Genomic DNA, 13,586 nt, shown 5'->3' on the forward strand with positions numbered 1-13,586 from the left:
CCCTTCCCGTAGAATGCGATTTGACGCAAATTTGACATATTGCCTTCCTTCTTTCGTTCCATCCGTCGCGCAGTGAAAGGTCGGCAGCTCGCGCCGCCTCGCAAGAATGCGTACAAGACGCGTGCCATTCGAGCTGATCGAGCCGAAGGAAGGATCTTTTCAGTGTTTTTCAGTGATCTAGTCCGAGCAATCACAGGAGATTGACCAAACAAGGCCTTTGTCGCCGACCAGACAAAGCCGACAGACGGTGTCGTGATGGCATCACTCAGACTGCCAGGTCGGCCGTGCGCGCGAGAGAGAAGACGACGAGCCTCAGCAGGATCAAACGAGTTCGAAAATTGGAGACAATCGAACACCCCAGCTCCCAATCGAGAAATCGTGTAGCTTTGGATCCTGCAAAACGTCGAGAGCGACCAAAAAAATCGCGAGCATGGATTAAATAGCAACATTCTGGGCCCGAAGTTCATTTTTGAGTGGAAGATATCCCGCGACTTGACCATCGTGCAGTTTGTGCGCCTTTGTCAGGCCACCCACGAACCCGTCAGTCCCACCAGGGCACGACAAAACTTTCCCCGGTACCGCTTGGGCTCCAAAATTGCTGATGAATGGCTTGATAACAATGCGCGGCGGCCAAGCCGGCGTCGACAAAAGTTCTCCAGATTGAAAATGGCGCTCAAGCCCATAGCGGCCCGCAGCAGCCACTTACTCATCGTCGGAGCGAAGCAAACAAAACCTGACTTCATAGGCGACAGGGTAAGCGCCCTTTCGAGCCCACGTCGATTTATGCTTGACGGAATGGGACGTTATTGCCGCGCATGAATGCGAGGGCACCCTCTGCCTCGATAGTTTTCACCGCAATGTCCCGCGCCCCTGCATCGGATTCGAACTGCTCGTCCCACACGTGGCTGGTGTTTCGGTGATCGACTACTTCAAGCGTCCAGGTCTTGTCTTTTTCCAGTCGGAAGATGTCGATGGAGAACGGATAGCCGTCGATGACTATCCTTATGCTTTTGCCAGAGGTCACCAATTTGGTTCGTCGTCGTCGATCATGTTGGCCGCGCACTTGTTGACACACAAAACTCCCGCCCGAGGCCAATCCAAAAATCGTGCCAGCTGCGAAAAACCTCCGGATATATTTTCGAAATTTGTTCGATGACCCAAGATGCGACTGCATCGAGAGTTCGAACAAAATTGTGTCGGGCATTCGACAACTCTGCAGCGCTGCGGGCGCACCAATCAAAAAGCAGACGCGGGTCCCCTCCCCGAAGAAATCACTGCACGCGAAAAAGCTGTAATTCTGCCACGTCAGGCCCATGACCTAGTGATTTGTTGACCTCCGGGATGATTTTGTCTCCCCAGAGCTCGATTTGCCGTAGCATCGTCTTCTGGTCGAAATCTCCCATTTGGGTCTGGATTGTGATCTGGTCCGGTTTTACGGTGTCTATCTCTTCCAGTAGTCGATCGATGACACGATTCACGCTACCGATCGGCAGGTTCTCGCGCATCGTCTGCAAGGACAGGTCCTGCTGCGTCGGCGTTTCACGCAGCAGATAGCCATCCAGGCTTTGCTGGCGGCGCAGATACAGTGCTTCCGAAAGCCGCCGTTGGAAGCGGGCATTATCGAGATAGCTGTCGATCTCCGCCTCCTCATCGCTGGCATAGCAGCAGCGCAGTAGTGATATCTTGGCGTCTGTAGCATTCCTACCTTTGGAACTTGCTGCTTCTTCGATGCGTTCGCGCAGCACGCACAAACTGTCCAAGCCGTCGTGGAATGCCGTGACAAGCAGGTTGTGTCCCTCACGATAAGCCCGGCCCATGCTATATCCGGACGCTGTAGCGATCCAGATTGGCAGAGTTGGCCTCTGGACCGTGTGGACGGAAATCGCTGTTGGAGGTATCTTCTTATACCGCCCGTCGTGCTCGAAGATCCTCTGATTGAGTCCCTTGACAAGAATGTCGAGACATTCCGAAAAGACAGCCGGCGCCTCATCGACATTGACGCCAAAGCGCTCGAACTCGAACTGCTGGTATCCGGAGCCGACGCCGAGCTCGAGCCGGCCATTCGAAACGAGATCGGCCAAACCAATCTCGGAAAGCAGGCGAAGCGGTTGGTAGAGCGGCAGCACACAAACGGCGGTGCCGAGGCGAATGGTGCTCGTCAGGGCGGCGCAGTGCGCCACCATCATCAAGGGGGACGGAATCAGGCTGTAATTGTTGAAGTGATGCTCGGCGAACCACGCAGTATTGAAGCCCGCCTGCTCTGAAAGAACAACCTGTTCGATGGAGTTGCGGATGATCTCGTCGCACGATTGATGATAGCCGCGCCGAGCAGCCAAGAGGAATGTTGCAAATTCCATGATGTTTCCTTGTTTACGGCAGATGAGCGATCAGGGATGTGCCACCTGGAAGTGGGCTTGTCGATTATCCTCCCCTAAACCGCATCCGGCTCGGCGACCCGGCACGTCCGGAAAACCTCGAACAGGCCCAATGCAGGGGTTTCGCTTGTGGCGCCCTCGAGCGGGAGCATCGTGCAGCGGGAGTTGCGCTCCTAGGGGATTTTCGGCTCCGACGGGCCGCAGCCGGCCGCGTGTTGCATGGTGGACGATCATTGGGCTGGCTCCGCTAAATGTTCTGATAGAGTTCGCCGTCGAATGCCGCGTCGCCGGACGAGGTCCAACCCCCCGTCTACGTAAAGGGTAGGCAGGTGCTACCGCCGCCACACGAATACCGCACGACGCATACTGCCACGCCAGCGATTTCGTGAAAGAGATTAGGCCTGTCATCGAGGCGGCGTAGGCGTTGCGTTTGGGGTTGCTAAGCACGCCCGCCATCGAGCCGCGATTGATGATGACAGCGCCGGGACCCATCCGTCGAGCTGCCTCGCGCGCCATTGCGACGGGTCCGATCAAATTTACTGCCAAGACCCGTCGGAAGGCGTCGATAGCCGTATCAACGGTCGCAGCCATAGTAGGGCCCATGGCCGCGTTGTTGATGAGCACGCCGACTTGGCCGAATTGTCGTTCGGTCCGTTCACAAAGCGCACGGATATCCTCTTCTCGCGAGACATCGAACTCAAGCCCACGATGGGCGAGCCCGAGTCCATCGGCCATTTCAAGCACACCCTTGCCCGGCAGGTCCACGGCGACGACAGTGTATCCGTCTGCGGCAAGACTACCCGCAAGGGCAGGGCCTATCCCGCCTGCAGCGCCTGTGATGATGACGATGCGTCCTGCTTGTTTCATGAGATGAAAATTCCCTGAACAACGGCTGGCAATCTCCAGGCAATGAAGCCTGATCGATCAAGCCTCACTTTGAGCTTCTTGAACTAATGCAGTCTTCCCCAATGCGTAGACGGGATCGTCGGGATATGATGCTCCAATCGGCTGCCGGGCACCGAACTGCTCAGTCTCGGATGCCGCGGCCAAGGTCTGTTCGTCCACCAGATCATAGACCACTGTCCGTTTGGCAATTCTCCAATCTCCTCCCCTCTTCGAGAACAGATCACAATAGCGGCCGCCAATCAGGACCTGACTTATCCGCCCGGCACCGTCCGGTGCGCGTTGCAGTGCGACGAAGTAACTTTCGACGGCGGCTTCTTTCCGGTTGTTGAACTCTATCAAGATGTTCGTGATCTGATGGATGTTGCGTGGTCCGGCCTTGAAGATGTTCAGCGCGAAATTGATGAAGCCCGCGGCGGAGCCGCAATAGGCCCCGTGATTGTCACGCGCATTGGGCCAGTAGGCACTGCGCAGCGCCGCTTCATCGGCGCGGTCTATTCCGCGGCAATACCGATAGAGGCAGTCGCGGATCGCCTCGCGGTCCAGCAATTCGGCAATTTTTTTGTGTTTCATCGCTTTATCGCATTTCTGATATCGGGGCGTTTCGCCTATCCAGTGTCGCTGCCAGGCTTTCCATTGTTGGCGGTTAACGTAAGGCAAACCCTCTTGCCGCTTCAGCATGTATGTGAACAGCTGCCCTGGAAGTTGGCACCGCTGGGAGAACTACGGGTATGCCAAACAAACGAAGGAAGATACTGACCGCAAAAGGAAAGGCGTAGTCCTTCAAGACGTCACAGCTTGTGCTCGACGCGGAGATCTTGGAGATGACCGCGATCACTCGATTGCGGATAGCCGGTTCAAGCTCCGTTACCCGCTTTGGCGAAAGCAGCGGATTGAGCAGTGAGCGAAATACGCCGTGAGCCGGCGGGTCGAGTTCAAGCGGGATCAACGGCCAGTCTTCGCCGAGCGCTGAGGCGAAAAGGCTCCGATGGCTGGAAAAGGTTTCGGTGTCCTGCAGCAACCTGCGCTGGTCGTGGGCGCGAGCGATGACCCAGGTCCCTCGGCCATCGCGCGTGTTGCAGGGAGAATAAAAGATCTGCCGCCGATCATGGACGCAGGCGACAGCTGCGTGCGAATCCCCGTTTGGGGTGCGCTCCGTGCCGGGCGAGGTGAACAGGCTGGAGTCCTTCACCATTTCGGGCGGGACATGTTCCGGAGCCCTGTAGCTCGCCACTGCATTTCTCCTGCTGTCAAAGCCCCTCCGGCGAAAATGCCACGTCGGCCAAGAAGGGATGAACAGATCGTTGAGCGCGACACTCCCAACCGCAGATCGCCCTTCGGCTGGAAAGTCATCGCTGGTTATCGGCTGAGGATGTTTGTCGCCCCGCCGGCCCGCATTGAAGCTTTACGGAATTTCTCCCCTCCGGCAGAGTGCGATCTGAGCAAAACAAAAATTGATTTCCTTCCATTGCATGGCGGTCACCGAAGAAATGGGTACCGATTGACAGCTCTTGCTGTCGCCTCGCAGCCAGATCTTCCAAGACTTGTGCCAGTCGATCGATTCAGCCAACAAAAAGATATTCCATTGTTTACAGTCATTTAACTCGACGCAGAACAAAGATTGGCTGATTAGGCCGGTGTCGCAAATCTAACAATCCCGAGATCATGTGTCGGATCTCATTCATTGAATGCGAATACAATTTCCAGCCACCACAGCCGATAACCAGAAACCTGAGCGCACCATACGGATGGGCTGATGTAGTGGCCCCGCTCCTACGCAATGTCCTTTTGCACTCCCGAATGGCCCAAAAGCACCTGAATCGATGTCCACGCTTGCAATCCGCCGAGATTCCTGCGCCTGAGCTTCAGTTGGTCGATTGACGATGCCAGGGCGCGCCCAGCATTCCTTGTTGGCAGCGATAGGAAATGCAGGAGGGGTTGCTTCGTCGCTCCGGATTAACGAAGCAGGGACTGGTTCGACAGGCAGGCGGTGGCCATCGCCACTTCTGGGAGATCAGCCGTTGGTCCGGCGGTTCGCCTTGCAGCCACACTTGGTCGGCGATGTTCTGCACCCGAGCACTGCCAGTATTCGCCATCGCCGTCTGCTGTGACGAAATCATCGAAGCAAGGTCGCGTGCCTATTCGCTTACCGTTGCGCTTCCCTATGTTTCGATGTGCGTCCGAACCTTGCGACCCCTTTTGTCGGGCCTCGAACATTCTTGTCCAGCTTCAGACAAGAAAAGTACGCGGATAGATATACACACGAACAAAACCGCAAATACCGTGACCCGCGCCGGAGTCGTTTCCCGCCGCGACCGGCCCGGCGGGCAGCATGCTAAAGTTCTGAAAGGCGGCGCAAACTGATCGACATGCGTTCCGGATTAGCAAACACAGCGCCCGACCGTCGGCCCGGCAAAAAACTTCTTCACCATGCCACCATAGGTCGCTCGAATACGCGACCAAGGCCTTGTGCGGACCGCAAGTCCGGATCCTTCAGATCAAATGGCATGACGCTTGCGTGCCCTGTCGTGTGGGCCGAGTTCGCGTTAGCCGCGCCCCGAGAAGCCGAACGTAAATTTTCCTGGAGGAGCATTGTTGATGACCATGGAAAAGCAGGTCCCCATTGTCACCTTTCGCACCCGGGCTCGCGACGAGTCTACATCCGGTCCCAACCCCTACCGCTGGGAAGACAAGACAACCGACGACTATTTCAGCGGTAAGCGGGTAGTTCTTTTTTCGCTGCCAGGCGCCTTCACGCCGACCTGCTCCGCTTTCCAACTACCTGATTTCGAGAACCATTATGCCGAGTTTCAGAAGAAGGGCATTGACGAAATCTACTGTCTCTCCGTCAACGATGCCTTCGTCATGAATGCTTGGGGCAAGGCCGGGGACTGAAAAATGTCAAGCTCATCCCCGATGGCAACGGGGAATTCACTCGAAAAATGGGCATGCTCGTCGCTAAGGACAATCATGGATTCGGTCTGCACTCCTCGCGCTACGCTGCCGTAATCAACAATGGCGTCGTGGAGAGGTGGTTCGAAGAAGAAGGTTTAGCGGATAACTGCGAAACTGATCCGTATGGCGTTTCTTCGCCGCAAAACATTTTGAAATGGCTCAAGGCCCCAGCCTTCGCATGAGCAGAGGAGCCATCGACCAGCAGCGACCACTTTTCGCAAACAGATGCGCCGAACTATAGGAGTTTGCTCGAACCATGAAGTCCTTTACAAGCCTTCATCAGTGTCAGCAGCAATCGCTGGTTATTACACCCCAACTCATAGAGTCTATTCGCTTGCTGCAGCTGTCGTACACCGAACTGCATCAGTTCGTGGAACAGGAAATCGAGAAGAACCCGTTTCTTGAACTGGCGTCGAATGACGGCGAGGCTCCAGGCGATGCATCGTCGATTTCGGTGGAAGATTTGAATATTGGCGTGCGCGAGGACCACGTTGAGCGGTCGGCCGGGACGGACGTGCCCGAGCTGTCCAGTCCGTGGAAATCAACCCGCGACGCAGGCAACCTTCCGCCCGCGGAAAGGCCTTCGCTAGACGAGTTTGCCGCCTCGACAGAAACATTGCACGAGCATGTCGCTCATCAGATTGCCCTTACCGCCTTCACACCGCAGGAGCGCCTGATTGCTGGGGTTCTTGCCGATCATCTGGAAGACACGGGGTATCTGCAAGCGAACCTTCCGGAGCTCGCCGAGAGGCTGAACATCCAGGAGGCTTATGTGGAGCAGGTTCTCGGGGCCTTGCAGCTCTTTGATCCACCGGGAGTTTTTGCGCGGAATCTCAGCGAATGCCTTGAGATACAGTTGCGTCAGCGCGATCGTTTCGACCCAGCAATGGCAGCTCTGGTCGCAAATCTCGAGCTGCTTGCGAGACGCGATTTTAGAGCATTAAAGCGTCGTTGCCGGGTGGATGAAGACGACCTTCTCGACATGTTGAACGAAATCCGTGCCCTCGACCCCAAGCCTGGAAACCAATTCGAGTCCGCAGGGTCGGAATCCATCATACCGGACGTCTTCGCCATGCCCTTGCCCGGCGGGGGATGGCATATCGAACTTAATCAGGACATCCTGCCCAAGGTATTGATCAACCAGAACTATTTTGCGGAGGTTACTCGTCTGACCGCCCAACGCTCAAAAGAAAAATCCTTTCTCAACGAGTGCCTTCAAAACGCGACCTGGTTGGCTCGCAGTCTCGATCAGCGCGCCACGACAATTCTCAAGGTGGCGACCGAAATCGTGCGGCACCAGGATGTCTTCCTGGAAGATGGCATTGCCCATCTTCGTCCTCTTAATCTCAAGACCATCGCTGACGCGATCGACATGCACGAGTCCACTGTAAGTCGGGTGACGTCTAACAAGTACATGCTCACGCCTCGCGGTGTGTTCGAGCTCAAGTATTTTTTCACGGTCGCCATCCCCTCCTCCCAAGGCGGTGACGCGCATTCCGCCGAAGCTGTGCGCCATCAGATCAAGGCAATGATTGCCGCAGAAACGCTCGAAAATGTGCTCTCCGACGATGGCATCGCTGCCAGGCTCAAGGACACTGGCGTCGACATTGCTCGCCGCACCGTCGCCAAATATCGCGAGGCGATGAACATCCCCTCGTCCGCGCAACGGCGACGGGAGAAACGGTTTGTATCGTCGGCCGCGGAGGGATAACGGTCTTCTCCCGGAGGACTGACGTATCCTCAATCCAAATCGACCCCGCCCTTGGTCTCAACGAGGCCGCTCTTGCCTTCCTCTGCGCCGAAGCAGCCTTTGAAATCCCTGCACTCTTGGCAGCTGGCCGCTGTACACGGCGAGAAACCTTCGGCGTCGAAGAGCTTACGGTAGAGACAATTCTTCCATCTCATATTTTGTGTGTTGCCGGACGCCAGCTTGGGGAAGTGCGTGACAAGCAAGCGGCTGAGCTCGGCCGGGTCGCAGAGACCGAGCTCCTGCCATAGGTCGTCATTGCGCAAGGCACGCCAGGCGATGGTTTGGCAAAACGGGCGCTCGCAACATCGCCCACCAGGGCATGCCGGAACAGCATGCCGCGCAGAAGTCCTTCCTCCGCACCAATCGCGGGATCGCTCGCCTCTTCCAGCGAGAAGGCCGAGATGAACACAGCGGGGAAACTGCAGTTCATGATTTCGCGCAATTCGGTACGCAAAAGCCCTGTCGCCTCGGTCACCGTCGCCTCACCGGCATCCATCTCTCAAGCACCCGCGAAAGGACGCATGCAAGCACATATTCATCAAATTCCCTCTCTATGTCATCCGAGGTCACCGGCAGGTGCTGGGTGATTGTGGGCGTGGTCGCCGACCCGGCTCAGATGACATCCGCACTTTGCGGACGATGCCCTTTTCCCACAAACCGCGAATCTGAGGCATATGTGACATTGTGCTTTGGTTCTTTCGTTCCATTGATTGATTTCCTCTGGGCGGCGACCGCAGCCTCGTCACGAGGCTTAAAAAGTTGTGCCGACTGCGCAAGCGAAACTTCGGGAAACATTACGCTTTTTTGCTCAACAGCTTAGTGCTTAGGCGACTTAAGTCGGAAGCTCATGCCGAATACTGATGTCGCGCATTCGACAAACCCGGATGTGGTTGTCGGCTCCCAATCATTTTTAGCCTAACCGCTCAGATTCGGAGCGGGGGCAACGAGAGCCTCAATCGGAAGTGACAGACAGAGATGCGCGGGCGGACGTTTTGGCGTCGACCCGTTTTAGGGTCTGCGATGTTTTACGACGCAGGAGATACGACACCGGGCGGTGGAGCTCTTGGTCTTCCCATACGTCTTGGCACGGTACATGCACGGTCAACCGAAATGCGCCATCGACCAAAAAGGAATAATCCCATGATCACCCTCACCGAGAATGCCGCCTCCGTTATGAACGTCACGCTTTCCCGAGCCAAGCAGGCGGAGGGCTTTCGCATCGCGGTCGAGGCGGGCGGCTCCGCCGACTATAAATACTTGGTGGGGCTGGAGAGCGCCCAGCGCCCCGGCGACGCGGTCATCGAAACAGATGGGGTCAAGGTGTTCGTTGACGCAAGCTCCCTACCACGCGTCAACGGCATGACCATCGACTTCGGGAGGAGCCCCGAAGCCTCCGATTTTGTCTTCGACAATCCCAATGCGCAAGAGAAGTGCACTTGCGGCAAGTCTTTCAGATGATCCCGGGAGGCGAGAGAGAGCCCATGTGGAACGACTGCAAAAGGTCATGGCCCAAATTTTATTCAGAAGAATACCGGTCTGGCGAGCAACCGAACATGCGAGAGACGCCCGAGCACATCATGCCATCTGCATCAGTCGAGATTGACCCATGAGATTAATCTATCTCGACAATAATGCAACGACCAGGGTCGATCCTGAAGTGGTTGAAGCCATGCTGCCGTTCTTTGCGGATCAGTTTGGAAACCCTTCGTCGGTGCACGCTTTTGGCTCCTCCATCCGCGGGTCGGTGAGGAAGGCGCGCCGGCAATTGCAAGCGCTGATTGGCGCCGAGTTCGATCATGAGATCGTGTTCACCTCGGGCGGGACCGAAAGCGACAATGCGGCGATCCTTTCAGCGCTGGAGGTGATGTCTGACCGCACAGAGATCGTGACTTCCGCAGTCGAGCATTCAGCGGTGCTGACGCTCTGCGCCCATTTGGAGAAGACGCGAGGTGTTAAGGTTCACAGGATCCCTGTGGATCGGCATGGCCGTCTCGATCTTGAAGCCTACGAGACCGCCCTCACCCCTCGCGTTGCAATCGTTTCGATCATGTGGGCTAACAATGAGACGGGTACCATTTTCCCCGTGGCTAAGCTTGCCGAAATGGCCAAGAAAACCGGGGCGCTTTTCCACACGGACGCGGTCCAGGCGGTCGGCAAGGTTCCAACCGACCTGCAATCTACTGCAATCGACATGCTGTCGCTGTCCGCACACAAGTTCCACGGACCAAAAGGCATCGGCGCACTCTATCTGAGACGGGGCGTACCCTTCTCCTCACTGATCAAGGGAGGCCATCAAGAGCGCGACCGACGCGCGGGGACAGAAAATACAGCCGGGATCGTAGGTTTAGGCAAGGCTGCCGAACTCGCCTTGAAATCAATGGACGACGATACCCGATTAATGTCGTTCCGAGACCGGTTGGAGAACGGCATTCTCCAGCGTGTTCCAGGCGCCTTCGTTACCGGCGATCGGCTTAAGAGGTTGCCGAACACGACGAGTATCGCCTTCCGACATGTTGAAGTTGAGGGGATGCTTCTTCTTCTCAATCGCTATGGCATCGCCTGCTCTTCCGGCTCTGCCTGTTCCTCCGGGTCACTGGAGCCGAGCCATGTCTTGAGGGCAATGGACATCCCTCATGCTGTGGCGCACGGTACAATTCGCTTCTCGTTCTCGCGCGATAGCTGTGACGAGGATGTCGACCGGGTACTCGAAGTCATACCTGGCATCGTAGAGAAGCTGCGGGACCATTCCCGTTTCGGCCGCCTGGCCAAAGCGAGCGGTCCGGCCCGTTCAGGGGAGAATTAGAAGCGCGATCATGGAACGACAAAATCGTCCTCAGCGATAGGAGCTGCATGACGGCTAGCTCTCACCCGGCACCGAATGCACCACCAGGCCGGGGCCCGTTCAGTCACGCCGATTGCCAGGTCACCGCCAGTGCGATGGTCATGGAGTACGCCCCGCGGCGTATCATCGCAATGGACCTCTCGCTAACATCGGTGGATTGATTTCAACCACCAGCCTATGCACCGTCCAGGGGCGACGCGACTGCCTTGCGATGGACTCCATTTTGCACCTCGAACTGCGCATTTCACAGCGTGAGCTAGGGGAGAACGATCTGGAGATCACCAATCACGACAGCGGGGAACCCAATGTGCCTTTGCTCCGATGACCGCAGTCCCATGGATGCCGAGGACATCCTCAATCGACTGAAAGGCCTATCGGCCGTCAAGGAGTTCTTCGAACTCCTTGACGGCCCCTACGATCCGAAGGTTCTCGATCTCTCACGACTCCATATCATGAAGCGTATGGGCCAATACCTGGGGCGGAGGACTTCTCCGACCTCTCCCTGCCAGCGTTCACCCTGGCGATGCAGTGGCCCGTCCCTCACAATGGCGATCCACCAAGCATCTGGATGCGCAAGATATTGTTTGAAGAGGCATCTCGCCTGATGCCCTCTTCCCAGATTGCCGTCTGACTTGCGCACCTCTGGTCCTGATCCGCATCTCAGCGTCGGCGTATTCAACGCAGACGTCAGGTACTAAACACGTATGGTGTGTATGCCCGTCCGATATCTGCAGTCGGTTTGGACCTCGATGACAGCGGAGAGCCGTTTGAGAGGTCCCTCACGGACATCCAATTCCGCCGCGTGAATTTCCCCGCGTCGGCTCGATAATCTGTCGTTGCCGGATTTTGATGACAGTCAAACGGCGGGCGCCGTTCACCATACACCGTGCGGGCCTTGAAAGTCCCTGCAATACCTAGTTGATGTCCCTCTGCGCCTCGCAGGCTTATGCGGTCACGGCGCTGGCCGGGGAGTCGAAACGACGCTCGGCGGCAGGATTGGGTAGACTACCTGCGGCTGATCCCCTGTGAGGGCCCGCAGAAAGGTAACGATGTTGTCGACTTCCTCAGGTTTCATTTGCGTGCCGAGCTGAGTGGTGCCCATCACGGCCACTGCCTGATCGAGGTCCCACGAACGGCCACTGTGAAAATAGGGGGCAGTAAGTGCGACGTTCCTCAACGTCGGAACTTTAAAGACATACTTGTCGTCCATTTTGCATGTGACCTCGATGCGTCCTTTGTCGTCAGGCGGCAGAAACTCCCAGCCGGGCTTTTCAACCACGCCAAAAAGAGCATACATGCCCCCGCCCACATTGATTCCGTTGTGGCAGGAGGAGCATCCCCTGTTGACGAAAAGCGCGAGCCCTTCCTTCTGTTCACTGGTGAGGGCATTTTCATCGCCCTTAAGGTAGCGGTCGAAGGGTGCGTTGGGTGTGATCAGCGTCGCCTCGAACGCTGCGATCGCCTCCGCGATGTTGTCATAATTGACGGGATCGATTTCATCTGGGAACGCTTTGCCGAACGCTTCTACGTAGCCGGGAATGCCCTTCAACTCTGCGACGGCTCGTTCAGGACTGGTCCCCATCCCGACAGGGTTCACGATTGGGCCGCTAGCCTGCTCCTTCAGGTCGGCAGCTCTGCCGTCCCAAAATTGAGCGATATTGAACACCGCATTGAGCACCGTCGGCGCATTTCGGTCGCCGCGCTGCCAATTGTGGCCTATTGAAGTAGAGCGACCATCAGCGCCGCCGCGGCCGATTTGATGACAGGTGTTGCAGCTGATGTTGTGAGCCTTGGAGAGCCGCGGCTCAAAAAAAAGCATCTTTCCCAATTCGAGCTTGTCTGACATCGCCGGATTGCCGTCCAGACCGGCACCGCGCTTGGGAATGGGGCGAAACAGCGACTTTGCCACGTCCAGCAGGTTGTCCTGCCCCATGACCTCGGAGGCGAGCAGAAAGCACATCAGTGTGGCACATGGAAAAGTCAGGCAGCCCGCCACCAAGCGGAAGAAGAAGGTAACGAATGTGTCTACGGTAAAACGCTCTGCGGCGAAGGCGGATCTGAGGCTGGGCAGATATGCTGCTGTTCTCGGTACCATCCCTTGCCCCCGTCACATTTGGCGCGGGCCGCAGGCGTCTCGGCTGCGGCCACGGCTGGCGAATGGGAACCAACAAGGATCATGCCATTCCAGGCCAACCGAGATTTATCTGAAGTTTTCAGCGGTTCGGTTGAACGGGACAGCGTCACGCAACATCGCCAGTGTCGCCAACCGGACAAAGCCGAAAGCGAAATGTCGGAGTTAGCGGGTACCCCTTAGGCTCGAAATCCATTTCGAGCGTGGCCTCCTCGATTCAAATTGACGACTGCGGCGGGGTGCGGACGAAAACTTGGACCGCCAAGGAGGTAGTTCATGTATTCCTACGCAGACAAACTTCGGGCGGTTGAGCTCTGTATTCGGCTTGGCAAGCGGCTTAACGCGACCTTTCGTCAGTTGGGATATCCCACCAAGAATGCGATGAGGGGCTGGTACCGCGAGCACTTGCAGCATCGCGACCTGCTTATTCAGCCGGCAGCACGAGCGCCAGAATATTCAGAGGATCAGAGGCAGGTGTCGGGCGAAGTGAGAAATTGACCCCGCCTATTGCCTCACCCAGGGATGTTACCGAAGTGTTTGGCGCTGAGATGGCCGTTATCTTCTCCTGCCGCGGCGGGAGAAGATAACGGCGCGCGCTCCATCCAGTCTCCATCGAGAATAATCTGCCCG

General features: G+C 56.7%; 9 protein-coding genes and 5 pseudogenes. 6 read left to right on the plus strand and 8 right to left on the minus strand.

Features of this window, described 5'->3' with window-relative positions; genetic code table 11:
• Positions 1–781: 781 nt before the first annotated feature.
• The 5 genes and pseudogenes from C5L12_RS28895 to C5L12_RS26450 form a co-directional block, all read right to left on the minus strand.
• On the minus strand, positions 782–1,204 hold the full coding sequence (locus C5L12_RS28895) for a hypothetical protein (protein ID WP_245423046.1): 423 nt from the start codon (positions 1,202–1,204) through the stop codon (positions 782–784).
• A gap of 67 nt (positions 1,205–1,271) precedes the next feature.
• Positions 1,272–2,357 carry an LLM class flavin-dependent oxidoreductase gene (locus C5L12_RS26435; RefSeq protein WP_105375004.1) on the minus strand — a complete coding sequence of 362 codons (1,086 nt, stop codon included), beginning with the start codon at positions 2,355–2,357 and terminating at the stop codon, positions 1,272–1,274.
• Positions 2,358–2,696: 339 nt separating this feature from the next.
• Positions 2,697–3,242: pseudogene (locus tag C5L12_RS26440) on the minus strand (SDR family NAD(P)-dependent oxidoreductase); the annotation flags it as partial.
• Positions 3,243–3,299: 57 nt separating this feature from the next.
• On the minus strand, positions 3,300–3,851 hold the full coding sequence (locus tag C5L12_RS26445) for a nuclear transport factor 2 family protein (protein ID WP_105375005.1): 552 nt from the start codon (positions 3,849–3,851) through the stop codon (positions 3,300–3,302).
• 157 nt (positions 3,852–4,008) lie between these two features.
• Positions 4,009–4,473 (minus strand): annotated as a pseudogene (locus tag C5L12_RS26450) (cytochrome P450); the annotation flags it as partial.
• Between the two features lie 1,403 nt (positions 4,474–5,876).
• On the opposite strand from C5L12_RS26450, the pseudogene C5L12_RS26455 reads away from it, so the two are divergent.
• Positions 5,877–6,415: pseudogene (locus C5L12_RS26455) on the plus strand (redoxin family protein).
• 74 nt (positions 6,416–6,489) lie between these two features.
• Complete coding sequence (gene rpoN / locus C5L12_RS26460) at positions 6,490–7,944, plus strand: RNA polymerase factor sigma-54 (RefSeq protein WP_105375006.1); 1,455 nt, start codon at positions 6,490–6,492, stop codon at positions 7,942–7,944.
• 29 nt (positions 7,945–7,973) lie between these two features.
• On the opposite strand, the gene C5L12_RS29145 is transcribed toward rpoN, so the two are convergent.
• Complete coding sequence (locus C5L12_RS29145; protein WP_342588644.1) at positions 7,974–8,246, minus strand: nitrogen fixation protein NifQ; 273 nt, start codon at positions 8,244–8,246, stop codon at positions 7,974–7,976.
• Positions 8,135–8,479: a hypothetical protein gene (locus C5L12_RS29150; RefSeq protein ID WP_342588645.1), complete on the minus strand. Its 345-nt coding sequence runs from the start codon at positions 8,477–8,479 to the stop codon at positions 8,135–8,137. Before C5L12_RS29150 ends, C5L12_RS29145 begins: the two co-directional genes overlap by 112 nt.
• A gap of 644 nt (positions 8,480–9,123) precedes the next feature.
• Here C5L12_RS29150 and C5L12_RS26480 point away from each other — a divergent pair.
• The 3 genes and pseudogenes from C5L12_RS26480 to C5L12_RS28900 form a co-directional block, all read left to right on the plus strand.
• Positions 9,124–9,441 (plus strand): HesB/IscA family protein, encoded by a 318-nt coding sequence (locus tag C5L12_RS26480; protein WP_105375008.1) that lies wholly within the window; start codon positions 9,124–9,126, stop codon positions 9,439–9,441.
• 148 nt (positions 9,442–9,589) lie between these two features.
• Entirely contained in the window at positions 9,590–10,786 is a 1,197-nt protein-coding gene (nifS, locus tag C5L12_RS26485; protein ID WP_105375009.1) for a cysteine desulfurase NifS, read from the plus strand.
• Positions 10,787–11,130: 344 nt separating this feature from the next.
• Positions 11,131–11,324, plus strand: a pseudogene (locus tag C5L12_RS28900) (nitrogenase-stabilizing/protective protein NifW); the annotation flags it as partial.
• A gap of 453 nt (positions 11,325–11,777) precedes the next feature.
• Here the strand turns inward: C5L12_RS28900 and C5L12_RS26495 are convergent.
• Positions 11,778–12,920 (minus strand): cytochrome-c peroxidase, encoded by a 1,143-nt coding sequence (locus C5L12_RS26495; protein WP_245423047.1) that lies wholly within the window; start codon positions 12,918–12,920, stop codon positions 11,778–11,780.
• Between the two features lie 312 nt (positions 12,921–13,232).
• Here C5L12_RS26495 and C5L12_RS26500 point away from each other — a divergent pair.
• Positions 13,233–13,442, plus strand: a pseudogene (locus C5L12_RS26500) (IS3 family transposase); the annotation flags it as partial.
• Between the last annotated feature and the right edge of the window lie 144 nt (positions 13,443–13,586).

Origin of the sequence: Neorhizobium huautlense (genome assembly GCF_002968575.1) — a bacterium.
GTDB classification, from domain to species: Bacteria; Pseudomonadota; Alphaproteobacteria; order Rhizobiales; family Rhizobiaceae; genus Neorhizobium; species Neorhizobium huautlense.

Coding starts and splice junctions, on each gene's coding strand:
- C5L12_RS28895 (WP_245423046.1), bottom strand. CDS start 1,204: ATGCCCGACACAATTTTGTTCGAACTCTCGATGCAGTCGCATCTTGGG.
- C5L12_RS26435 (WP_105375004.1), bottom strand. CDS start 2,357: ATGGAATTTGCAACATTCCTCTTGGCTGCTCGGCGCGGCTATCATCAA.
- C5L12_RS26445 (WP_105375005.1), bottom strand. CDS start 3,851: ATGAAACACAAAAAAATTGCCGAATTGCTGGACCGCGAGGCGATCCGC.
- rpoN (WP_105375006.1), top strand. CDS start 6,490: ATGAAGTCCTTTACAAGCCTTCATCAGTGTCAGCAGCAATCGCTGGTT.
- C5L12_RS29150 (WP_342588645.1), bottom strand. CDS start 8,479: ATGGATGCCGGTGAGGCGACGGTGACCGAGGCGACAGGGCTTTTGCGT.
- C5L12_RS26480 (WP_105375008.1), top strand. CDS start 9,124: ATGATCACCCTCACCGAGAATGCCGCCTCCGTTATGAACGTCACGCTT.
- nifS (WP_105375009.1), top strand. CDS start 9,590: ATGAGATTAATCTATCTCGACAATAATGCAACGACCAGGGTCGATCCT.
- C5L12_RS26495 (WP_245423047.1), bottom strand. CDS start 12,920: ATGGTACCGAGAACAGCAGCATATCTGCCCAGCCTCAGATCCGCCTTC.